At 43.9% G+C, this 23,588-nt stretch carries 20 protein-coding genes, 1 pseudogene and 1 riboswitch; of the genes and pseudogenes, 5 read left to right on the top strand and 16 right to left on the bottom strand.

Going from position 1 to position 23,588, the window contains the following annotated elements; translation table 11 throughout:
* Window positions 1-17: 17 nt before the first annotated feature.
* The 8 genes from LKX83_RS04000 to LKX83_RS03965 form a co-directional block, all read right to left on the bottom strand.
* Entirely contained in the window at window positions 18-3,557 is a 3,540-nt protein-coding gene (locus LKX83_RS04000) for a Druantia anti-phage system protein DruA (RefSeq protein ID WP_227880872.1), read from the bottom strand.
* A gap of 40 nt (window positions 3,558-3,597) precedes the next feature.
* Window positions 3,598-4,305 (bottom strand): DNA/RNA nuclease SfsA, encoded by a 708-nt coding sequence (locus LKX83_RS03995; protein WP_227880871.1) that lies wholly within the window; start codon window positions 4,303-4,305, stop codon window positions 3,598-3,600.
* Window positions 4,306-4,329: 24 nt separating this feature from the next.
* A complete protein-coding gene (locus LKX83_RS03990; protein WP_227880870.1) occupies window positions 4,330-4,539 on the bottom strand; it encodes a helix-turn-helix domain-containing protein in 210 nt (69 codons plus the stop codon).
* Between the two features lie 368 nt (window positions 4,540-4,907).
* Window positions 4,908-6,917, bottom strand: a complete 2,010-nt coding sequence (locus LKX83_RS03985; protein WP_227880869.1) for a C40 family peptidase — start codon at window positions 6,915-6,917, stop codon at window positions 4,908-4,910.
* Window positions 6,918-6,945: 28 nt separating this feature from the next.
* Window positions 6,946-7,353, bottom strand: coding sequence for a DUF6075 family protein (locus tag LKX83_RS03980; RefSeq protein ID WP_227880868.1), 408 nt, complete (start codon window positions 7,351-7,353; stop codon window positions 6,946-6,948).
* 119 nt (window positions 7,354-7,472) lie between these two features.
* Window positions 7,473-7,892 (bottom strand): RNA polymerase sigma factor, encoded by a 420-nt coding sequence (locus LKX83_RS03975; protein ID WP_076119645.1) that lies wholly within the window; start codon window positions 7,890-7,892, stop codon window positions 7,473-7,475.
* 1,014 nt (window positions 7,893-8,906) lie between these two features.
* Entirely contained in the window at window positions 8,907-9,368 is a 462-nt protein-coding gene (locus LKX83_RS03970) for a hypothetical protein (protein ID WP_227880867.1), read from the bottom strand.
* 442 nt (window positions 9,369-9,810) lie between these two features.
* A complete protein-coding gene (locus LKX83_RS03965) occupies window positions 9,811-10,518 on the bottom strand; it encodes a response regulator (RefSeq protein ID WP_185139900.1) in 708 nt (235 codons plus the stop codon).
* A gap of 85 nt (window positions 10,519-10,603) precedes the next feature.
* A riboswitch (cyclic di-GMP riboswitch) is annotated at window positions 10,604-10,689 on the bottom strand.
* A gap of 718 nt (window positions 10,690-11,407) precedes the next feature.
* Here LKX83_RS03965 and LKX83_RS03955 point away from each other — a divergent pair.
* Genes LKX83_RS03955 through LKX83_RS03945 form a run of 3 tightly spaced genes read left to right on the top strand, consistent with a single transcriptional unit; the run spans window position 11,408 to window position 15,167 of the window.
* Window positions 11,408-12,508, top strand: a complete 1,101-nt coding sequence (locus LKX83_RS03955) for a GerAB/ArcD/ProY family transporter (RefSeq protein WP_227880866.1) — start codon at window positions 11,408-11,410, stop codon at window positions 12,506-12,508.
* Window positions 12,505-14,025 carry a spore germination protein gene (locus tag LKX83_RS03950; protein ID WP_227880865.1) on the top strand — a complete coding sequence of 507 codons (1,521 nt, stop codon included), beginning with the start codon at window positions 12,505-12,507 and terminating at the stop codon, window positions 14,023-14,025. Before LKX83_RS03955 ends, LKX83_RS03950 begins: the two co-directional genes overlap by 4 nt.
* Window positions 14,025-15,167, top strand: a complete 1,143-nt coding sequence (locus LKX83_RS03945) for a Ger(x)C family spore germination protein (protein ID WP_227880864.1) — start codon at window positions 14,025-14,027, stop codon at window positions 15,165-15,167. The genes LKX83_RS03950 and LKX83_RS03945 overlap by 1 nt, the downstream gene beginning before the upstream one ends.
* 329 nt (window positions 15,168-15,496) lie before the next feature.
* On the opposite strand, the gene LKX83_RS03940 is transcribed toward LKX83_RS03945, so the two are convergent.
* The 3 genes from LKX83_RS03940 to LKX83_RS03930 form a co-directional block, all read right to left on the bottom strand.
* The gene (locus LKX83_RS03940; protein WP_227881116.1) at window positions 15,497-15,664 is read right to left on the bottom strand and encodes an ArsR family transcriptional regulator; all 168 of its coding nucleotides are present in this window, start codon (window positions 15,662-15,664) and stop codon (window positions 15,497-15,499) included.
* Between the two features lie 93 nt (window positions 15,665-15,757).
* Entirely contained in the window at window positions 15,758-17,518 is a 1,761-nt protein-coding gene (locus tag LKX83_RS03935) for a SulP family inorganic anion transporter (protein WP_227880863.1), read from the bottom strand.
* 176 nt (window positions 17,519-17,694) lie between these two features.
* Complete coding sequence (locus tag LKX83_RS03930) at window positions 17,695-18,024, bottom strand: ArsR/SmtB family transcription factor (RefSeq protein ID WP_036684721.1); 330 nt, start codon at window positions 18,022-18,024, stop codon at window positions 17,695-17,697.
* A gap of 451 nt (window positions 18,025-18,475) precedes the next feature.
* Between LKX83_RS03930 and LKX83_RS03925 the strand changes: the two genes are divergently transcribed.
* The gene (locus LKX83_RS03925; protein ID WP_370639025.1) at window positions 18,476-18,802 is read left to right on the top strand and encodes a carbonic anhydrase; all 327 of its coding nucleotides are present in this window, start codon (window positions 18,476-18,478) and stop codon (window positions 18,800-18,802) included.
* Here LKX83_RS03925 and LKX83_RS03920 read toward each other — a convergent pair.
* The 5 genes and pseudogenes from LKX83_RS03920 to LKX83_RS03895 form a co-directional block, all read right to left on the bottom strand.
* Window positions 18,795-19,254: pseudogene (locus tag LKX83_RS03920) on the bottom strand (transposase); the annotation flags it as partial. The gene LKX83_RS03925 and the pseudogene LKX83_RS03920 sit on opposite strands and share 8 nt — an antisense overlap.
* 568 nt (window positions 19,255-19,822) lie before the next feature.
* A complete protein-coding gene (locus tag LKX83_RS03910) occupies window positions 19,823-22,153 on the bottom strand; it encodes a VirB4-like conjugal transfer ATPase, CD1110 family (protein WP_227880861.1) in 2,331 nt (776 codons plus the stop codon).
* Complete coding sequence (locus LKX83_RS03905) at window positions 22,146-22,511, bottom strand: PrgI family protein (RefSeq protein ID WP_227880860.1); 366 nt, start codon at window positions 22,509-22,511, stop codon at window positions 22,146-22,148. The genes LKX83_RS03910 and LKX83_RS03905 overlap by 8 nt, the downstream gene beginning before the upstream one ends.
* Before the next feature lie 25 nt (window positions 22,512-22,536).
* Window positions 22,537-22,866 (bottom strand): hypothetical protein, encoded by a 330-nt coding sequence (locus tag LKX83_RS03900; RefSeq protein WP_227880859.1) that lies wholly within the window; start codon window positions 22,864-22,866, stop codon window positions 22,537-22,539.
* Between the two features lie 24 nt (window positions 22,867-22,890).
* Window positions 22,891-23,076 carry a hypothetical protein gene (locus LKX83_RS03895; RefSeq protein WP_076119668.1) on the bottom strand — a complete coding sequence of 62 codons (186 nt, stop codon included), beginning with the start codon at window positions 23,074-23,076 and terminating at the stop codon, window positions 22,891-22,893.
* Between the two features lie 164 nt (window positions 23,077-23,240).
* Between LKX83_RS03895 and LKX83_RS03890 the strand changes: the two genes are divergently transcribed.
* Entirely contained in the window at window positions 23,241-23,576 is a 336-nt protein-coding gene (locus tag LKX83_RS03890) for a helix-turn-helix domain-containing protein (RefSeq protein WP_227880858.1), read from the top strand.
* Window positions 23,577-23,588: the final 12 nt, after the last annotated feature.

The raw sequence follows: 23,588 nt of genomic DNA, 5'->3' as shown, positions 1-23,588 counted from the left end.
TTATGACCGGCCCCCTATTAATGCTTGCCACCGCTCTGAATGGACAGATATTTTCTACTGTCCCTATCAATCGTAACGTTAATTTCTTTTTTCCCCTGAACATCAAGAAGGGTAACCGCAATCTCATCCTCTTCTTTAAGCCTATCGTTTGTTTGCAGTTGTTCTATAAAACGCCAAACCTTTTTTACATTGTCATTTTCCATAAATAGAACAGGCACTCCTCTCTCTGCTTCTAATAGCAAGCAGTATAAAGAGAAATCAATTTTTAAATATATCGATGGCGCATTGAGCTTTTCAAGTCTTAAATAGTTTTGTGTCATTTCTATTCCTTGGCTCATAAGAGAGTTGAGCCGCGGGCGTCCAATGCAGAACTGCGAGCCCGAAAGCTTCCCTAAGGAGACAAGAATACGACGAGATGAGTTATTAAAGCGATGACCCAACCAAATTTCCAATTCTGTTCCTGGTTTAGCGACTCCAAAAAAAGCATTTAATTTTCTTATCAGTTCTTTAATAGTCCTCTTATTATCCTGTGCTAAAAAAGCTTGGAATTTTGATACGTCGTCGTCGTTAATGCTTAATAGTGCCTCACCGTGTGTATTAAAAAAGTAGAACTGACGTTTTCGCAATTTGAATAATTCGACATTATTAACATCAATCGCTTCAGATGAGATTAATATCCCTTCTACCCAGGACTCTTTGTCTATACTATTTTGAAGCAGCTTTTCATCCCAAATAGGATGAGAGACTCGAGCAGGATCAAAGGACTGACGAACAGCATCAAACAGGGCTCCCTTACCGCTGTAGATCAGATTTACCAAATCAAATTCATTTTCGCCGAAGGTAGCATGCATTTTTTCACATGTCCGGTTGCCAAACAGAAGATATGAAATAAATCCAAACAGTTCTCTTAGCGTAGCGTGATGGCCTTGAAGTGCAACTCTAGTTAAAATTATTGAGAGTCTGTCCTGGAATAGTGTATTTTTTAAAAGCTCTGCATTTCTTAACACCTCGCAGGACGAGGCAAACTGGCAAATACCACAGGCTTCAAAGTTGCTTTTATTTGTCAAATTCTCAATGACTCGCTTAACAATACCTGGCGATAGAGCCTCACGTTTACTAAGATCAAATACAATGGACTCTTTAAATTCAAAGCTTTCATTATGAAAAACAGTAGAATTAATCATCTGCGCCTTTGCTTCGGCAATCGGCAAAAAATCTGCATATTCAAGAGAGAGAGAAAAAAGAACGGCTGCATTTATCGCAATAACGAAAGGAACACCTGCCTGCTTGGCTTCACTCCAATGCTCGAATATCTCTTCATTGGATAAGGTACTGGCATCAATTTCTATCCTTGGTGGCCTTGGAAGCTCAGACAGTTTTGGCAGTAGCATTCGAATAATATGAGTCTTCCCATCTCCTGGATTGCCAGTTAGTACTACATCCTTACCCGAAGAAACAGCATCTATTATTGCTGCGTCAAGTTCAGTAACGACATGCATTTGGGTAAGATACTGGTTATCTATATTATCTGCATATGCACTGCTGCCGCGGTAAAAGCCACTAATGAAATTGAAGACGGATCGATCATTTTCCGGGTAGTGCATGATCAAAGCCTCCTTTAGCCTTTCAAATTTCCAATCTGACTGCTTTTTTATATCGCTACTGACTAAGAAGGCAGTTTTATCAAAGGCTCTTATCCGATCAAATATGGGAGAAAACCTCAAACGACTTAAAACCCATCTCTGCTGCCAATAGTTAATGATTTTCTTTGTTCCCGACATGTAATCCTCAATGTCAAAGCCGTAATTTGGTTTTTCCTCCAAGCCAAGAAGATATTCCTTAGTATTTTTTGCTAGTGCCGCACCATAAACAATTCGTGACATAGCATGCTTCGATAGTTCCTTTGCTTCATCTTGATTAGTTTCAAGTAATTCACGTATCGACATGTTCATTAGGCGCATTTTGGGACTTGCACCTTCTCCAAAAACGTGATTGATACGGGTAAATCCAATATCACTTGTGGCCTCGGTTAAGCTCATAGTAGTAGCCTTGCTAATATGCATGGTTCCAAAGCCATAGGTCATACCTAACCTACGCCACTGGATGTCAAAATCCGTTTCTAAAATTTCCTTAGGGACCTTTAATCTATTATACTGACTAGACCCAACATAATAGAGAGATGTCGTACCAACATAGACTAATTCAGCAGATCGCCGGACATCTTCACCCTTTAGACGACTTGCGATCTCACTCCTTCGTAAATCATATCGTTTATAATAGTCATATATTACCTGAGGGGAAGTAGCCAAAAGGGCTACTAGCTTGCCTCCCAGAATTTCGTTGTACGGAGGGACTGCACCGCATATATTTAACTCCATCATACTTGAGCCTATATGCTTACCTTTTTGAGCAATTAATGCAGTTCGAATTGCTGAATAGCCAGTCTCACTTTCAGCAAAGGAAAGCCACATGCGCTCGAAATTCGAGCCAAGTACCAGATCGTTTAACTGCTTTTTTGATTGAAGCAGCCTAGATAATTGCTCAGCTCTTTTTCTAAGGTACAAAGCATTTTCAGTCTCTCGAGAAATACTACCTAATTCGCTTTTTTCTTCTAATTCATTTCGTTTCTCACTCTGGGATAGCTTCAGTAAATACTGACGCTCCTCCTCAGCTGCGGCTGCTTTAAATTGTAACGCTTTTACAGTTTCCTCAGAAGGATTTAATATTTCTGCTTCCGAGCACAGATCCTGATAATCGATTCCTTGAATCCCTTCTTCTAAAAAAGACAGCAGCCTTTCAAACTCTCTATAAACATCCTTTAATTCTTTAAAGCTCCTAAGCTTTTTGGTAAAGGATTTTGGTGTCCAGCCAATATCATCATCCCTGCAGGTTATTTGCATTGCACAGTTTTCGAGTGACGCTATCCCCATAACAGCATGCATAGGATGAGCCGCATCTCGTATTAGGTATTGCATTGTACGGCCAGGTGTAGTCTCGGCTGGAGTTGACCAGGTTAATCTAAAATATCTCCAAATGTCCGAAAGCTTTAATCCGGTAAAAGTATCTCTCTCATTTTCTTTTACGAGCTGTAAGTAAGGGCTAACGGCATCCTCAATGGGAATTTTCTGATTAAGTACATTCTGAAGCTTATCTGCTAAATAGCTTCCATCAGCTATTAAGCATGCAATATCCTTTTTACCTGACGCAGGTGCTTCCATTCGGGTAATGAAATCCGTATAAGAAAGAAGGCGCTCTAGACGACTCTCTTGCATCCAACTTCGAAGTAAGCTTTTTAATTCAGGAGTGGAGGCATCTTGGATTTCATTTTGATCTAAATTGGGAAGGCGCATCTCCAGGACGCCCTCTCTGAAGCAAGCCTTCCACGAGGCTCGAATCAAATCTCTAAATAGTAACCAGACAGCACGATACTTTTTTCTTTGGGCCATATTAACCAAGCAATCATTCTCAACCCAAGACACTTCGTCGTCTACAATTTGCTCAATATTTGCTATAGAGGTATTATCATTAATTACGGATACTGCATTATAAAATCTCATTCTGAACTGACCCTCGAGCTTAGGCCTGAAAGAAATTGTTCTATTTAACATTCAATAAGACCTCATTTCCAAAAATGCTATTCTCTAGATGACTGTCACGTTCTATAAAAAATCGAAGCTTCCGAGTTGCATTCAATCGATACGTTTCTACCCTCATGCCTAACGCAATACACTTCTTAAGTCTTGAATTAAAATCCGCGGCGGACTCATCCAGTATTAAATTATCTATACAAGATGAAAGCAATACCAAGCAATAGCGCACCTGGTACCCCTTTAGCAATGCTTCTTCAAGTGCTTTAAGCTGCCTGATTGAGCGTTCCCCGTTAACTGACGGAAACCTCACTACTGCTTTATCTGAAAGTATACTTTTAACCTCTACTATTGTAGGTGGGATCGACACCACCAAGTGATCTGATTTATAGCCCTCAAGTGTAAATTTTTCTTTTTGGATGGATATATTTGAAGAGTATTCTTTACGAATAACCTCTAGTAAAAGTGTGTTAGCTGCACTCAGATTAAGAACAACATAACCGTTCTCGTTCTTTACCGCATATAAGCTGTATTCTGTTCTTGTCCTAGACCCCTTGTTCTTTATTAATAAGACCTGCTTGCCAGTTAAATCAACAAAATTAGATAATCTTGCTGAGCTAGCAACATAACAAAGATGCTTTTCTTTTTTTATTTGGATTAGACATAAAAATCTATTCTTACATTCCTCAATAAAAATTCCCCTAACGAAATTGCTCATTAAAATCTCCTAATTTCATATGTATTAGTTATCGTCATCTGTAACTTCCATGATATCACCTATATCACAATTTAAGGCTCGACACACCTTAACAAGAACATCAGTTGTTACGTTCTCATTTCGACCGAGCTTTGCAAAGGTGCTTGCACTAATTCCCGACATTTCTCTCAAATGAGTTTTTTTTATGTCCTTGTCAATTAGCAGCTTCCAAAGCCTTTTATAGCTAACGCCCATTTATTTATCAGCTCCAGAATAAAAAATCTCACAGGAAAGCACTTCCCTTAAGTATAAGCTTAGATGCAGGTGTACACAATAAATAATTTCGAGATCTCAAACTTAAATATGAAATATCATAAGAATAGAGCCCCTCTACCTCTGTTTATTGAGCACAATCATAACAAGGTCATTCTGGTCGCAGATAAAGTGACAAATTAAAAAAAGTGCAAGAAAATTCATTGATCGAATCGTTACCAGCACGATTTAGAAAGCACTATTACTAATTACACCTTATAGGGGCATTTTAGAGAGGTAACGCTCGAAAGCCCTTCATGCACTGCAGACTTCCGAGCATTCCAAGAGTATATCTTTGGCCGTGATATTCGCTACAGTTGAACCGCAGGTCTTCCAAACAGCACTTGCTTATCCGAATCAAACAGATTGCGATACACCACCTGCCCCCGGCTTGAGGAAGCGTCTACCACTTTGCCATTCCCCGCATAAATTCCAACGTGAGTAATATCCATGAATCTACCGTTACGCTCGTAACTCCAAAACACAAGATCGCCAGGAACCAAATCCGCCGCGCTTACTGTCAGGCCATTTTCTACGCAAAATCTTGCTTGTTCCGCTGCAGTCCGCGGCAGGTTAATGCGTAGCTGTCGATAAACCCATTGAACGAGATAGCTACAATCTGTAAAGTCATCCTGTCCGGCCTTCGGTTGACTGTACGGATCGCCTAAACGAGTTAGCGCCAATTTGACGACTTCGCTGCCTATTTCTCCCTCGGGCAAATGCTGCCCAATATCCGCAAGCTGCCCCGGCGTCAAGCCAATATCCGTTTCTTTACCTAGCATCGCAAACATGAGTGGCCGAAACTCTCCAGACATCATTTCCTTCATGATGTCCATCTGTTCATTTGTAAAGTGATAAGATTCAGCCTGTTGCTCCGCAGTTTTGCTCGAAACGGTAATATGCAAAATGTGTTCATAGCTGGTAGTCGTCTCTTCGCTGGTAGTCCCATCTTCATGCTCTACCGTAACGCTTTCCGTATGTTCGATCTTTTCAATTCGGGATTCCAGTTGATTCATGTCCCAAAACACCGATCGGATGATGCCGATTCTTGTTGCATCAAGTGTTGCCACATCCATTCCGTTTTCTGAATCCATGACAGTCTTCACGGCAAAAATGGCTATAATATCCATCCAATTATCTATTCGCGTGTTGTCCGCGCTACCGGGGTAGTGAAACTCCATCTGGTCTACACGGCCAGAGGACTGCTGTATTTCTGCCAGTCGGTCGGCATACTCAATGTCCAGCTCTTGAACGATTCGGGAAAGCGGCTTTACATCGGCATCCGTGTTTTCACCGGAAACAAAGATGCTGAACGGAGAGGAAATGACAGCAGCTATAGCCATAACAATGCACAGCAATACAATAACGGTGCTACTAATCCCCAAAAGTGCGGCTACCCCTTTGACAAGCAAAGCGGCTGCTTTTACTACCATTTTAATGATCCGAAGATTTAATCGCGCTGCAGCTTGCGCCCTTTGAATGGAGGGGCGGGCAGTCATCGCCATCTGTGCAGTCCGCTGTGCTATCCTGGCGCTATTCAGTTTTCCTTCCGATTGATAATCAGAGGAGCTTTTAGCCTGTCCTAGCCGTTGTCCCGTTTTTATGAATGGCGATAATGTCCTAAATTTCCTTTCTTTACGTTTGATCGTATGGCTTGCTTGCTTGGATATAGCGAAGGGGATGCGGGATGACGGTTGCCTGAAATGCCGCTTTCTCAAGCTTTCGGATGTTAGTGCTTTTGGGCGATTCCCGCGTACATTTGCTGAATGAGCTGCCGCGGCGGCAAATACTCCTTTTTTCCCGGCCGGTTCTTGATCTTTACCTTCTCGATTTAGAATTCGGTTAGTGAAGCTATTTTTGCGAAGAGGATGCAAAAGCCGGGCATTGACCCGGCTCCGTATAAAGCGTTGTTTTTTTGATTGATGGTTAGCTGACAAGAGATATTTCCCATCTACCGGCTTTCGGAGATGCAACCTACGGGCAAGTCGCAATTGACGTGTACCCGAAGGCTTAGTAAATATAGCAGCGGGGTTCTGCATCGATACCGTATCCGCCTCTGACTTTGTCTGCCTTTTTTGAAGAAACCTTATCAATCTTTTGCTGGCAACCACGCTCGTTTCAATTTGAAAACGTACCGTTTTTTCTATGGCCGATGCAGAATGGTGCTGTGCATATTCATTTGGAGAATGTGAAGTCGTCTTGTCATTGTCTTTATGCTGTTTTGTGCGGGCGCTCGAATGTTTTACACGATCCATCAAGTTTGGCAGTCTGTCCAAACGTTTAATGTCTTTCACAACAGTCCTCGTTTTAATATCCTTCATCTATTCCACTCCCTTAGCTGGTTGCCATTCAGCGAACTTGTTCATTTAGCCGCTTGAAATTCTTCTCCTGGCTTCGGCAATAATCCGGATAACGAAGTTGAATCGCTTCAAAAAAATAGGGAGCGTAGCTGCAATCGAATAATTCGTGGGGAGAAGAGTAGCGTTCCCCACCTTTTTCCGTCCAGCCATTCCACAGATTAAAAGCAAGCCTGCACACGCGGATAGAACTACCGGTTTGCCACGAGGCTGCGAGACCTCCGGGCTTAATGCCCCCATTAGAAAAGTCAAACAAATCGCGGATATGACTCCGAGTATCGCGGGAAATACCTAATGTGTAGAAAAGTGCCCGATGATAGCCGTCGCTGCATTTCCTTTCATCCAGCATCTGATAGTAGAAGCTTTCGTGTTCTGCATCTCGAAATCGAATCGGATTCATTGTTACCTGCCCCTCTCATGGAAAATGAGCGGCTGGTTATAACCAGCCGCCGCCTACATAAAGCTCTTTACTTATCTGTTCATTTTGGCAAGCAAATCGGATCCTTTGACCTACCGCAATCACATTTTTTTGAGAAATTGCGCCATTTGTTTTAAGCCGCGTTCAATAGATTTTCGTACCGCACGTTCATCAACTTGTTCAGCTTGGGCAATCGCTACTTTGCTCATGCCTAAGAAGAAGTGAGCATAAATTCGTCTGAACGATTTTTCCGGCAATCGACACATAGCCGCATAAAGCTGCTCATTGGAAAGCTTACGCTCGTAATACTCCTCCGGGGAAATCGAAAGGAAAAGAACATCTTGTTCTATACCGTCGTTCCGATCAAGCGAGTAATAAGCGCGATGACGATAGGTGCGCAATTTGTATGCACTTTCGTTTAAGTCGAAACGGCGGATTTCTTGTGCCACTTCATCATCTAAGTCGATCCATACATCCGTTTTGATAAAGGGATACATGTCCCGCAAATTAATCCTCTTCATATTCGTCCCTCCATTTTGGTTTGTGAGCAAACCAAAATGGAGGGGGAGAGCGACAGCCAACGCTCCCTTTAAAACGATTGTTGATTTTGTTACATAAATAAAAAAGACCTTGCCGCTCAGCAATCCAATGCTGATTTGCAGCCAAGTCTGATAGTAATATCCATCGTTGAGGCGTTATGAGCCATACGAATAGTAAAACACATAAAAAGATCGTGGTTTGACATTGCATGCAACGTGGGGCACATAATATCAATTTCCCTCCTCACATGGCAACACCATTGCGAGAGGAATAGCCAGTCTGTTTTATGGATGGTGTTGTCCTACGTATTAGTTCAAACGCTCCTTTTTGGTGTCTCGTATCACATGCCTTCAGCACTCGTCACTGTAATAGCTACCTTCTTTTGGGTTTCAATCAGAAAATAAAAAAGAGCGCTTCGCTTCTTTTTGCTGATCACAGCAAAAAAATGAAGCGGCGCTCAATGGCTGGAATGCAAAGTAATGCACATAGAATGAATATAGACGTATCCAGTTCAGATGGCATTTTTACCTATTTCTAAAATAGCAGATTAATAGGAACCGCATCATCGCCCTCCTTTCATCGGTATGATTGTACGACTTAAGGCGGAAACATGACGAAACCATGGAACAAGTTATGCCCGTTTCGTCAATCCTTGCTTCACAAACATAAAGGACAGCCGATGATCTTGTAGGCTGCCCTTAAGCTTGCTATACTATCATCGTATCAGGAAAATCGTGCATATCGGGTGCACAATTCGTGCAAAGCAAGAGCAAATCTAGTGCAGCGTTCGGTGCATGTTCGGTGCAAGAAAGATTCACGGCATCTCATCTCTTGGTGAGGAGTTAATCGTACTCGGAGAGATTGAACTGACTGCTAAAAATGGGGGTAGACCCTAGAGCCTGTTTGAAAAGATGGGGGATTGAGGTGATATTCTTCAATTCACGAACCATAAAAATAGAAGATGCGTATATGCATCTTCTGAAGTAATGATATGATCAGTCTTCTCCAAAGGAATCCAGTTCCAACAGGACCGCCCGATCTTTGATTTTTCGATATACTTTATGCAGAATTCGCTTCCGATGATAAAAGAACGCGCGGCGGGAAAGTGAAATGCGATCCATAATGACCGAAAGCGCCAGTTTATCCAAATATCGTAGACGAACGAACAAAATTTCCTCTGTGGTGAGAGACGAGAAAGCGTAATCGATCAATCCGATTCTCGATAATAGCAACGGGATTTCATGTTCAGTGATCTCTATCCGATGAATGACCGTACGCAACAATGGTTCTTGTTTTCTTCCATTGCCATGATTCACCCACTCATGCAAAGCCCTCGTAAATCCCGGAATATGCTTAAGCTCTGCCTGCGCATATTCCAACCTTGCTTTCCAATCACTATAGGACATAAGCCATGCTTCCACTTTTTCATAGGGGATGGACTGTTGAGTAAGATTCATCAAACACCCTCCCCAATTCCAAGAAATACTACAACTCTCTTTCCGCAAAACTGCTGAATGAAGTGCAAATCAATCCATGCTAATAAACATAATTCACGCTCCGTTTCTAATTGATACATGACGATCATCCCTTCATTGTTATATTGGGGACAGCCGCATCATTACGTAAGTTAAAGGCACCATCCTCTTCATTTTACGAGAGCCTGTCCCATTTTGATTTTCTTCAGACTTCGATTCACGACAACAATCTCCAGCATTCATCTTTTTTCTCTCCACCTCCTTTGGTCCGGGATAATGTTCCTATTCTTCCTCATATTTCCCTTTCATTTTACCTATTATTAGTTCGAATGGGGAGGGTGATCTTTTTGTCACCCTCTGCCATGACATTTTTGTCAAAAATCCTCGAATTTCCTCAAAGCTTGTTTCAATTTCAGTCCCATTATCACGTAGCATAGTGCTGATCATACAGACCTCTTCGTTTCGCCTTCTCAGCAGCTTCTCGAATGGATCGGGTGTCGAATTTACGAGTGATATGACGAACGTGCGATTTCAGGGTGTTCGAAGTAATGCCAAGTAATTCTCTGATAATTGTCTGTCGATAGCCCAAGCCTATGAGTTGTAAGATTTCTTTTTCCGTAGGTGTGAGCATGCATTGCAATTCTTTTCGCTTTATTAACCCAATTTCATTGCGGATTATCGCCGCGACATCCGCATGGAGAGAGGACTGGCGGCGGTATGCTTCCCTGATTGCAACCGGTATGTCCAAATAATTGGTCTTTGTAATATAATTGACGGCTCCAGCTACAACTGCATCCACCATGACTTCCGGATCATGTATCGAAGAAAGGACAATAATCGGTAACGCTTTATTTCTGAGAATCTCCGCTAAGACATCCAACCCGTCCCGTTTGGGTGAATTCAAAATCATATCCAAAATCATTACGTCAACGTCTAATTGTACGCTCGCTTGGATCGCTTCTTCTTTTGTCGAAACGATGTTAGACAAATCAATATCCGACTCGGATTTAATCAACATAGCGAGTCGCTGTTGCCAAACTAGGTCTCCATCCGCCAGTAATACTTTGATACTCCCGTTCTTCTTACGGATCAGATCTTTTATCTCTAAAGAAAAGCTTGTTTGTTTGTTCATAACCGATCACCTCTTTTTATTTTCAAATGACAAAAAGACACGCCCCCTCACTGGCGTGCCTGCTTGTCATCTTGGTGTGGTTTGAGAGGGTAACCCGGCGATCATTGCACTAGTGCAGAAGACCCGTGGCTTTGCGTCCCTGTCTTTCGATCAGGTTTGCCTTTTTTCCTAGTCTATTCGACATATTTGTATTGATTTATTTTACCATATTTCAATAGATGCCAAAAGTTTGCTTGGTGTCACACCTTAGTCACGTATGTTCGAACATAACACAACCCTCTTCTTCTTTGGGGGTCTCGCCAACATTTTAACGAAAATATACGCTAAGCAAAGGCAAAGGCGCTGCCAACTTACCGGCAGCGCCTTATATGCCGAACATGTTCAACTCAACTCGAGCTGCAACAGTTCGGCCCTTCATGGCTCAAGGCTTGATAGCACTTATCGCGGCGACACCAGACACCAGGTATTGTTCGACATTTGCGCCGGGAATCTAATTCTTGATGAATGTCCGGGATTCGTCTTTAGGTTCGATCTCAATTTGGGTAAAACCGCTTTGCGCAAGCATGGCCTCCAGTTCGCCGATGGAGGAAACTCCTGAAATACACCCTGGATAGATACGGTCGATATCGCGGGTGGTGTCAGCAACGCTTGTACTACTCCATTATACATAGGGACACTAGTTTGAGTCGTCTTTCCAGATAAAGGGTTAACGCTACGGCGTTGGCTCTTTTCAGTTTAAAGATCAAGCTGACCTGATTGCAACTTCTTAATCTCGTGAATACTTACCATGATTGTGGAAATGAATGTATATATTAAGTTCATGGACTCTTCCCGCTTTGGATAACAAGCTGAAGAAGAAGGAACCATTTGTTGTTGAGGGGAGTTCGCTATGGTTAATAAAACAGGTTCCGCTATTGGCATTATCCCATCATTTTCAATCATCGCCCTAGCGGTAGGGTTAATGAACCATGTCATGGTCATTCCCTCCCTGCTGCAAGAGGCGAAAAGAGACGCGTGGTTAAGTATTTTGGCTGTGATTTTGCCATATATAATTTGGACCCTGCTTCTTTACTACATCATGAAAAAAACAAAACAGCAACCGATAGCGGCTTGGTTGCGCGAAAATTACGGAACGGCGATAAGCGTCTCGTTTCGGGCTTTTTTCATTGCTTACCTATTTTTGCTCATGGTTTTGACGGTGAAAGAAACAACCGTTTGGACGCATGCTTCCTACTTGCCAAAAACGCCACAACTTGTTTTATCCGCTTCGTTGGTTCTTTTATGTTGTGTTGCCGCTCAATCCGGAATTCGATCGATCGCGATTACGTCGGGCATTTTGCTGCCATTCGTGGTGGTATTTGGGGACTTTGTCATGAGCGCCAATCTTCCCAAGAAAAATTACTCCTTATTGACACCCGTCATGGAACATGGAGTGGAGCCCGTCCTCAAAGGATGTATGTATGTAGGAGGCGGACTTGTAGAATTAATTATAATTCTGCTATTTCAACATCGAATGAAATCGAACATTCGTCCATGGTCGTTATGTTTATTGGCCATCTTCTTGGTTATATTGGTATTTGGACCCGTTACGGGTGCAATCGCCGAATTCGGGCCTTTTGAAGCAGCCAAACTGCGATACCCGGCTTATGAAGAATGGCGTCTCGTACAGGTTGGAAAATATATTCGTCATGTCGATTTCTTATCTATTTATCAGTGGCTATCAGGAGCCTTTGTCCGAATTTCCATCGCGCTCCTTTTACTTATTGATTTATTGCCAGCAAGTCAGAATAAGAACATGAGGCTTATTTGGCTAACGATACTCGGTATCGTCATGGTCTTCCTTGTTGAACTGCCCATTAGCGACATGCAGTATGCCAGTTTCTTGAAACATGTCTATTTACCTTTGTCATTAGGATTGGTTGTAGGCGTATCGCTTTTGTTGTTTATAGCTGTACTCGTGAAAAATAAAACAGGGGTGAGTCGACAATGATATTTCGCCGGTTTTGGAAATCGCTAGTGAATAATGGAACAAAGAATACGCCCTCTTTAGAACGATCTGTCGCCATGCCCCAAAAGAACGAATGGTCACCAGAGGGGTTTCGCTCATTATTTCGTCATTGCGCGGATGTGAAGATGGATAAGTATGACTTCGGCGATGCTGAAGCTTTGCAAACGGTACACCTTATTTATTGCGAAGGTTTGGCGGATATGCAGCAAATTAACGAATATGTGCTTCCGAGATTGGAAATTATGCTGCATCATTCGAAACCGGGCATGGAGTTCGATAAAAGGCTGGAATTAACCCCAACTGATCAGACTGGGGATATGATAACACGCGTATTTTCAGGTCAACTCCTAATTTATTTTTCAAAGTTGAATGCTGTCTATGCATTGGATATTGCTTCTCCCCCACATCGAAGCCCTTCGGAATCAAACACAGAAATATCCATAAAAGGGCCGAAAGACGGCTTCGTGGAAGAAGTAACAACCAACGTGGCCTTGATACGAAAACGCCTTCGCACCAATTCTCTTTGCTATGAACAATTTACAGTTGGAAAAAGGAGCAATAGCAAAGTCGCTTTGCTCTACATCGAAGATATTATTCAGCCTGACATTGTTAAGGAGGCGAAAAACCGGTTACAGCATATTGACATAGACGCCTTATTGGGAAGCAGCCAATTGGAAAAAACCATTTCCGATAATTCGGTTAGCTTATTTCCTTTGCTGGATTATTCCGGTCGCCCCGATTATGTGGCAGACTGTCTCATACACGGACGATTCGCCATTATTGTCGATGGGGCCCCTCATGCCGTTATTGGACCAGCCAATTTAACACTGTTATTAAAGTCACCTGAAGACGCCTATTTCCCGTTTTATTATGCTTCTTTGGGATTGTTTTTGCGTCTAACGGGTCTTGTAGTGTCATTGCTTCTGCCGGGTTTTTGGATTGCACTTTCATCTTATAATATAGAACAAATACCGTATCCGCTTGTAGCAACGATCGCGCTGTCAAGAATAGGGCTACCTATGAATGGGGCCATAGAGGCTTTTTTAATGATCTGGATGTTAGAGCTCTTCCGAGAAGCCGGAGAGAGACTGCCGAAAGCGGTTGGCCAAACGGTAGCCGTTGTTGGAGGAATTGTGGTTGGGGATGCAGCGATTCGTGCCGGTCTTGCCTCAACGACTTTACTTGTCGTAGCGGCCATAACCGTAGTTTCAAGTTTTACATTGGTCAATCAATCGCTTGTGGGTTCGGTTAGCATCATCCGATTTTTTGTATTGATTTGTTCGTCGGTGCTGGGCATGTACGGATTTATTTTGTCTACGATTGCGGTTGTTTTGTATCTTTCGCGGTTGGAGTCCTTTGGCGTACCCTACCTTGCTCCCTTATCTCCCCTAACCTGGAGGGACTTTATTGCGGCGGTTATCCGAAAACCATGGAACAAAATAAATCGCCGACCTGAAATATTACATACGAAAGATTCCACAAGGAAAGGTGATTCCTAATGGCGAAATGGAAGAAGCTCACTTCCCTTTTTTTGATATTCCCACTTCTACTAACTGGCTGTTGGGATATGAAGGATATTCAAGACATCAATTATTTAACGAGTATCGGGATCGATTATGCCAACGATCAATACACCGTTTATGGGCAACTGCTTGACTTCTCGAGCGTTGCCAAAATGGAATCCGGGAAGCCACTCCAGCCAATTCCCGTGTGGGTCGGCCAAGGCAAGGGGGAAACGACAATTAGTGCCGTTAATGATTTGTACCGCACATCGCAGATGCGCATATTTTTCGGTCAAATAATCGCCGTTGTTGTAAGTGAAAACGCATTGAGAAAGGGATTAAAGGAGATCGATGAACTGAGGCACCGCTATTATGAAGTGCGCTACACGCCATGGTTTTTTGGCACTACAGAGCCTCTAGACCAAGTTTTTGCGGTTACTCCTTTTTTTAATCTATCACCGCTTATATCATTGCTTCATCAACCGCAGGAGAGTTACAAACAAGAATCGGTCATTTCCCCATTAACCTCTAGGGAGTTCGTGTCCGATATGTACGAACCTGGAAAGGCGACCCTTTTGCCTTCTTTAGCAATTTCCGATCGGGATTGGAAAAAAGATAGAAGTCGGCATTCGATGCTTGAAATGGATGGCGTTTTCATTTTCCAGGACGGAAAATATCAAGGACGGCTGGGCATTGAAAGTATTCCTGGACTTCGCTGGGTGGAGCCTAAAACCCAACGCAGCCCTTTAATTATTCGAAGTAGTGGAAAGCCTCAGGTTGCATTGTCGCTCGAAAACCCAAAGATCAAAATTATCCCGCAAGCCAAGGGAAATGGCGTTACGTATACCGTCGATGTAAAACTTTCGGGAGTTGTTAACGAGATCATCCAACCGATGTCCGAACAACTTATGGAAGAAAAAGCGGCAGAACAAGTCAGAAATGAAATCCAAAAAACCTTTGAGAATGGGCTTGAAATCCATTCCGATCTTTTACAACTGGAACATGCGTTGTACCGACAGCAAAATAAAGATTGGAAAAAGATCTATTCCGAAGGTGGTTTCAACTTAACAACGGAATCCCTGCAAGAAATTAAAGTTTCGGTTAAATTGAATAATGCAGGGAAACTAAAAGTACCCTGAATGGCAATACGGATCAATACCGAAGGCAACCTGGCATTAAGGAACTGTCCTTCATTTCAGGTTTAAATGTTTGGCCAATTGGAAAAAATGGGACCAGACCTAACTAAATAAAAAGAAACCTTAACGGATAAAAGGAGTCAATGCAAAATGAGTTGGAGTCAAAAATGGTTATGTTTGTTGATTCAAATTTGTATCGCTTTAAACTGGATTATTGCGATATTCTTCGCGTTCTGTTTTGCTATAACCGGAAGAATGTATATGTCAAGCTTTCCGGTTTCCTATGTCTTTGTTATATTTACCTGTGTGATTGATGCAACCGTAATTTTACCTTATTTTCTCGAGTCCATTAAAAATGCGGGATTTAACAAGTAGGCGAATGAAGGCGGCTGTTGGGATACTGTTGAACCTTGACTTTGTAAACGCGATTGAAGCTCATTGACACCTTTCGGTCCTTCACAAAGTAACTCTAAAATCTGCAATCGCAGCGGATGAGCCATGATCTTAAATACATTTACTCTGTATTGCTGAAGTGTAAGTTGTATAGCCATTCACCTCATTTCGTCTTTAGGGCGTTTTTGAGTGAGAATAGGCTATGTCCTTGCTGGATCTGGCTTTAAGCCGGTGATCACTTCTTTTTGAGTCTCCTTGTTTGATAACGTCGCACATTCCCGGAAAGCGAAATGTTTACAACCTAGACATTTATTCAAATCCAGTTGCAATAGCGCGAAGTTAAGTGCTTCACCGGTATGTCCAAAAAAATGTTCAGCCCCAATCATCGTATACAACCCTGTTCTCTTCAATACATCCAAAGGCTGAGCTTGAATTCCGGATACAAGGACAATCCCGCCTAATTTCTCGAAATGTTTCACCAAACTGGACAGATAAGATTCACCCGTCGTATCCATAAAAGGTACTTTGCCCATGCGCAGCAGTAACACTTTCGGCCTTAGATGAATCGTATCCATAATGGACTTTTCAAACATGTTCGCGGCGCCGAAAAAGAGAGGGCCTTCGATGGTATAGATCCCGATTTGTGGACAATCGTGGCCTACGGTTACCATATGAGCTTTTACTTTTTCATGTTTAACTGTTGGGTCAGGCAAGACCTTGGAAACCAGTAACCCGTCACTCATACGTTTCACAAACAGCAGAACAGCCAAAATTAATCCGACTTCAACGGCAGTCGTTAAATTCGTAAAGACCGTTAACAAAAAGGTAAGAAGGAGGACAACGGAATCGTTCGTTTTGGTTTTCAAGACGTGAGCGAATTCTTTTCGTTCGCTCATGTTCCAGGCAACCAGCATCAGAATCGGTGCCATACTAGCAAGTGGGATCTCCGATGCATAAGGCGCAAACAAAATGAGCACCATCAATACAACAATGCCATGTATAATACCCGACAGAGGTGAAACCGCGCCGTTTTTGATATTGGTTGCTGTTCGTGCAATGGCTCCTGTCGCTGGTATGCCTCCAAAAAGAGGGGTTACCATATTGGCGACGCCTTGCCCTATCAGTTCCCGATTGCTGTTGTGACGACTTCCGGTCATGCCGTCGGCAACAACCGCTGATAATAATGATTCGATGCCGCCCAACATGGCAATAATAAAGGCGGGGCGAATCAAGTTTTCAATGCGATCCCAAGTTAGATCAGGAAAACGAAAATGGGGAAGGGTGCTTGGAATAGCCCCAAATGACGATCCAATCGTTGCTACTTCCCCTTTAAAGAATACGGTCGCCACTACAGTGGATACGACAAGTCCCACCAAGGAACCAGGGACTTTCGGTAGAAACTTCGGTGTTAGGAGGATGACAGCCAAGCAAACCACCGCTGTGATAACACTGTAGAGGTTCGTAGTTGTGAGGTGCATCACAATTTCCTTCATATTAGGCAGAAAATTCTCATGTTTCTCGATACCGCTCAAACCTAAAAAGTTGGCAATCTGTCCGCTGAAGATTATGACGGCAATTCCAGCGGTAAATCCGATGGTTACAGGGCGAGGAATAAACTTTATCAACGCACCGAGTTTAAATAGCCCCATAAGAACAAGAATAATTCCCGCCAAAAATCCAGCAAGCAATAAATTTTCGTATCCGTATTCCATTATAATCGCGAAAAGGATCGGAATAAATGCACCGGTTGGGCCGCCAATTTGAAATTTAGAACCCCCGAACAAGGAAATACAGATACCGGCAACGATGGTGGTATAAATGCCATATTCCGGTTTTACACCAGAAGCAATAGTAAACGCCATCCCCAATGGAATGGCGATAATGCCAACTATAAGGCCTGAAATAAGATCCTTGCGGAATGCGGCCGCATGGTATCCTTCAAATCTTCCCGTCAATTTCATCTGAACTACCTTCTCTTCTTCATATATTTGATTATTTGAATATATGTGAAATGTTACTCCTGTCATCGAATAATGTCAATCGTAATAATCTCGTGTCACTCCCCATGTTTCCTACTGCAAAACAAAAAAAACAAGGTGATCCTTGATGTTGCTCATGGATACCCTTGTTTTTCAGTTTAAGATTCATTTCGAATGACCTCAAGTAATGAAATAGCATCAACGAGATGATTATCGAAGATCTGCTTTGTGACTGCGAGCAGATCTTTAATCAACGGGTCACGTAACGAATAAATGACAGAAGTACCATCTTTTAAGCCCGTCACCACATTTTTATTTCGCAATACTGCCAACTGCTGAGAAACGGCTGAACCCTCTGAGCCTAAAATACTCTGTATCTCATTTACGTTTTTATCTCCCTCACTCAGAACCTCCAGGATTCGAATCCGCATGGGATGCGCCAGCGCCTTAAAAAAATCGGCTTTAAACTGTTGGATATTTTGATTCACGGCTAACGCCTCCTTAAATCGTTATACTTTTGAATATATGAATATCATAACACAACTTCACCCAAAAGCATTCTGGAAAGAATGGATTGTGATTTGGTTGCAACTCCTGTATAGCCCCACATATTCAAATATCTGATTATTTGATTTTTCAAAAAGAACATAAGGAGTGGGTGCGAATGCCGGGCTATACGAGTAAGGACTCATCACATCAAGATTCGTCATCCTCTCGCGAATCGACTGCACCTTTCATGCAGGTAAGCAGGCAAGCAGTTATAACAATGGGGGTTCATGCGTTACATGAGATCGGGTCCAATTCCATTTGTAACGTTTGTATCCCAATGGAGGTTCCTGTTGTCAAGGGTGTCGACATCTTGTCAAAGGTATCGGATGCCAGATTTGTGATTCGAGTTGCAGGAAATATCGTGAATGATGATGTCATAGAAAGTGTCCAATATGCAGTGGATCATTTAACGTTCCACTGGTGTTAGTTTTAGGGCATGAGAACTGTGGCGCGGTTATTGAAGCATTAAATAGAAGGAAACATCCAGCTTATTTACAATCTATTGTCAATAAGATTGAACCAGCGGCTGAAACGGCGATATCCGCTGGATTAGCCGAAGAAGACATGATTGATCGGGCTGTCTCTGAAAATGTCAAATTGGTCGAGGAAGAATTACATGAACATTCAGCACTAAACGAGAAGTTAGCGAATGGCGATTTGAAAATAATCGGAGGTGAGTATCACCTGGCCTCAGGAAAAGTGACCTGGCTTAAATAGGGGTTGCTGAATGGTTCTTCAGGAAATTCCCGGCGATGCGACGGCGAGACAGCAACGTGAAAATAAGGCAAAAAAGAACACGGAGCCTGAGCTCTAGGTTCATCACCAGCAGTTGCAGGATAATCACCGATACGCTTGTCTAGACAAGGCGTGCATGAATACAGCCAAGCCCATATTTGCGCTTGCCTTCTCCAAACTTACCTTCAATCGCGTTTCGTTTGCCGGTGTCCTGCTTGAGGATGCTTTTCCTCGCTTGTCGACCCGTTCTTGGGCTTGCTTCCCAATGCCGGGCCGCTTAGCCGAATGCCCTTCCTTGCGGAATTGACAGTTCTCGCGCGTGCGGTAGAGTAGATTTGATCCGCTTGAAAAACAGCCGGGTAGCAGCCCATGCGCTCACGGTAATTCCCCAGTACGTCAATCAGCGTCGTGCTCTCGTTGAAGTTGTCCCATGTTTTGTTACATTCTCAACTGAAAAAGTATGAAGCCATTTCGTAAAACTGATTCCCTTTAATTACATTTACTTTGTGGATTGTTGTGTCAGCTTCGCTGGTATTCCGCCATATAAGCCACCGAGGAACGGGCGACAGCTAGAACCGCTCATTGATTTTCTCGTATTCCTTCGCTCGCCGGTAAAACGTAGGCTTTTTCATACCGATCTGACGCATAGCCTCCGTCGCGGTAATCTGGCCAGCTCTCCATTCCCGATACGTTTCCACAAATTTACCGTCGATCTCCTGCTTAGGCCGACCAAATATAACGCCGTCCGCCGGGCAAACTCGATCCCTTCTTGTCACTCTGCTTATCGACAAAAGTAAAACTGTCCTCAATGCCAAGCTCTCGGAACTTTACGAGCTGTCGTTCCGGACTTTGGCCTTTAGCCGATACTCGGCCGAATACTCGGCAGAACATTGTAAGTTTCCTAACAGCCAAGATTTACTGATGAAGAGTCCATGAGAGATGTATATTAGTGCTTAAGCGGCTGATCCTGTTTGCGACCAGCCGCCTACAGTTGTTTATCCATTACTCTCCGGGCTTCGTTGTCATTAGGCCATACAGTTTCGTGTGCCGCGGGAACTTGTCGGTAAACGGTACGAGGGAACTGCCGACCTTCATCAGACCATTCCCGGCGTCAACATTCGTAATATAGGATAGTTGCAGGTCCGAAATGTTGAGCAACTCGGCAAGCTCCATCCGGTCGGTGCTGGCCTGATTCAGCATGACGATGAATTCGCTGTTTGCAAGCATGGTGCGGGCTGTATGACTTTGTAGCAGATCGTCCACATTTTGCGTAATACCTGTGCAAAAAGCGCCATACTTTCGGACACGCTTCCAGAGTGTGAAAAGAAAGTTAGCGCTGTATTCGTGCTGGAACAAAAGGTAGATTTCATCAATAAAGATAAACGTATTCTTGCCTCTGGCGCGATTTTGCGTAATCCGATTCAAGATATTGTCGAGTACAACCAGCATGCCAATGGGAAGAAGCTGCTTGCCCAAGTCGAGAATATCGTAGCAAATCAGCCGATTGTGGACGTTGACGTTGGTCGATTGGGCGAACGTATTCAGACTGCCGGAAGTAAATAATTCAATGGCCAGCGCGATATCCTGCGCCTCCGTTTCTGCTTGCTTGAGCAGCTCTGCGCGAAAATCCTGCAATGTCGGCGGCTGTCCCTTATAGTTGCTCCGCAAATACTTGCGGTACACAGCGGCGGTACAGCGATCGATGAGCGACTTCTCCTTGGCCCCAAGCTGATGTCCTCCGATCAACTGCTCGCACAGCGATAGGACGAATTCCGATTTAAGAATGATCGGGTTGGCTCCGTCGCCATAATCCCGGTTCATATCCATCGCATTGATATGGTTCGACGAAGTAGCAGAGATGTGGATCGTCTCGCCACCCAGCGTATTTACCAGAGCGGAATACTCCCGCTCCGGGTCAATCAGGATAATGTCGTCATCGCTCGCCAATATCTGGTTGACGATTTCCCGTTTCGCAGCGAAGCTTTTACCGGAACCGGATACGCCAAGGATAAAACTGTTTCCATTCAGCAGTTGCTTTCGATTGGCGACGATCATATTTTTGCTGATGACGTTTTGCCCGTAATAAATGCCATCTGGATGCATGATCTCCTGCGCTCGAAAGGGGATAAAGACAGCCGTACTTTCAGTCGTTAACGTCCGCAAAGCATGAACCTTTCGCAGCCCATAAGGCAGCACTGTATTCAAACCATCCATTTGCTGGTAGATGAGCGTGGAAAACTGGCACAAATGCTTGCGGGCCGTAGTGAGCAATGTCTCCGTATCGCTATCGAGTTGTTCTTTGCTGTCCGCGACATGCACCATCGTAAGTAGTCCAAACATCATCCGCTGGTCGCGTGTGGTCAGGTCGCTAAGAAATTCCTTGCTCTCCTTGCGCTGCTGCTCCATGTCGTAAGGGATGACGGCAGAAAAGTTGTTGTTGCGATTTTGCCGTCGCTGCCAATTCGTAATGTTCGTTTCCACGCCGAGCAGTCGATTCTCCACTTCACGGACAGCTTCATCGGTCGGAATCGGGATCACATCGAGCGACAGCAGCAAGTTGCGGTTCAAGTCGCACAGCTCGGCTACCATGCTGTCCTTGATGTAGCTGGCGTAATCGCGCAGAAAGATGACCCGACCGTAGTATTCGCCCATCCGAAAATGATCTTTGGCAAACTCGAAGGTGTCCGGGCAAATGTAATCCTTGAAATCGTGTCCCTTCCGCATCATCTCCTGCATGTCGAAGCGAAAATCGGCTTCCTCGCCAATCCGGAAAAAGTCATGCAGAATACGCAAGCGGTCAGTCGCATCAAGCTCGGTACATTTCGAGCCAAGACGAGAGAAATGCGCCGTCAACTCCGTGCCGACCCGTGCGAAGTAATGGCGAGCTTCATCCACGTTCTTTTTAACCACAGAGATGGTGATGTATTTCTCTTGAATCGTCCCATTTGTGTTGCCATCTGTCGCTTTACCAAGCAACATGTCGTTGTACTCCTGCCGATACACATCCAGCCCGTCGTGCTGGAGCGGAATAAGAATGGAACGTTCAACATCTGCCTGATTCAGCCGCCGATTGTGAATCGTAATCTTCGTCGTCGCGCCGCTGTCAAACGAATTAAGCAATTCGGAGTAGGAAAGGAACATCGTCTCCTTGTCCTCTCTCGATGCGACAGCGTAATTTATGTCCGCGAAACGGAACGACTTCGAGAACTTGTTGCCGACAGCAAAAATCCCGTCCGGCCAGATGGCGCGGATCGGGATCGCTTGTTGTACGCTTTTGGGAATGACAGACCGCTCCTTGTCTTGCTTCATGGTGCGCCTGAGCGTCTTAATCATCTCGCTTCATCCTTTCTTGCTCACGCTTGTGCAGGCTTTCTTTCAGCGCTTCGTAGTATATGTTGGTCGAGCGGAAGACAAGCCGTCTTGGCATCAGAAACTCCGACTTCACATACGCCCACAATAGTTGCTCCGCCGTCATACCGTGATAGCGGATAAACCCGAGCGCAGCGCAGGGAGCTGACCCTAATATGCACATCCAACTGAGCGTTTCCAGTCCGAAATGACTGCGCAGCCCGAAATACAGTCCAATCGCCGCAGCGACCGCCAGAATAGAAAAAAAGAACTGCCGCAAGGACAGTCCGAAGAACAAGCTTTCCGTATAATCCCGGATTTCCCGGTTGATTTTTACTTCCACTTTTTATCCCTCCCGGATGAGCAGTCTACGCCTCAGGCTCGTTGCGTTCAGGTTTGAACAGTGTGTCGTCATCAAATGGCACAGGATTGCTCAATAGTTCCACAGCAAGCTGAAAGCCATCCTTCATCCCTTGCAAATATAACCACTCATTCATAATCGCTTGCTTAAAATGATGTCTGTCCTCCCAAGCTTCAAATTCAGGCATACGACCAATATCCATACCAACAAACAAGATTTGAAAAGCCTTCTTTTCTTCAGCACGAACACGCTTGAGAGCAGGATGATGCTCGAATCGTGCAGAAACGTAGTCCAATCGACCTTGAATAGCTGTTCGAAACCACGGTGGAATTTCCATTGCCTGCTTCCCCCCACAACTCTTTTACCTTACCTGCTGCTTCTGCTTGGCTTTCATGTGATGATAGCAGGCTACTAGCTGATCGACCTTCTGACTTTGCTCTTGAAATGCTTGATGGCCGGATAAAGAAATGGATTGCTTTATTAACTGTTCACCAAGCGTATTCAGCTTTCGCCGCTCCTCTTCCAGCTCTCTTAACAATTCGTTCATTTATCCATCCTCCCGTTTTTATTGTGAGAGCCGACATTTTTGAATGAAACACGGTGTATGTTAGAAGACTACTTCGATGGTAAGTTTTAATCTCATTTATGTCAATTGTGTACTCCTACATAATGGGAGTTATAAACTCAACCCCTGTAAAGAGGTGACGCTTGATGATTGGTTACGATAAAAAGAAGGTGGGGCAACGCATTCGGAAGCAACGAGAGGCTTTGGAAATTTCTCGTGAACAACTAGCTGAACGAGTTGGACGGGTTCCAAGATTTTGCGCCGATATTGAACGAGGTAAAGCCGGGATGTCCATTGAAACGATGTTCAGTATTTGCAATTTGCTCAAGCTTTCTCCTAATGAATTGCTCCTTGGTCAAGAGGAGAGCGCCACACATTACGATGAAACGGCATTGATTATGGCTGCGCTCAATCAATGCACAGAGAAGCAGCGCAAGGATGCTCTGGCGCTATTGAAGCTATTTTTGACCGCAATCCGATAACTCCCATCATTC

The sequence above is a fragment of the Cohnella baijiui genome (genome assembly GCF_020731285.1).
Lineage (GTDB): Bacteria > Bacillota > Bacilli > Paenibacillales > Paenibacillaceae > Cohnella.
Note: the sequence above shows the minus strand (reverse complement) of the source record. Positions and strands in the feature narration are given on the sequence as shown.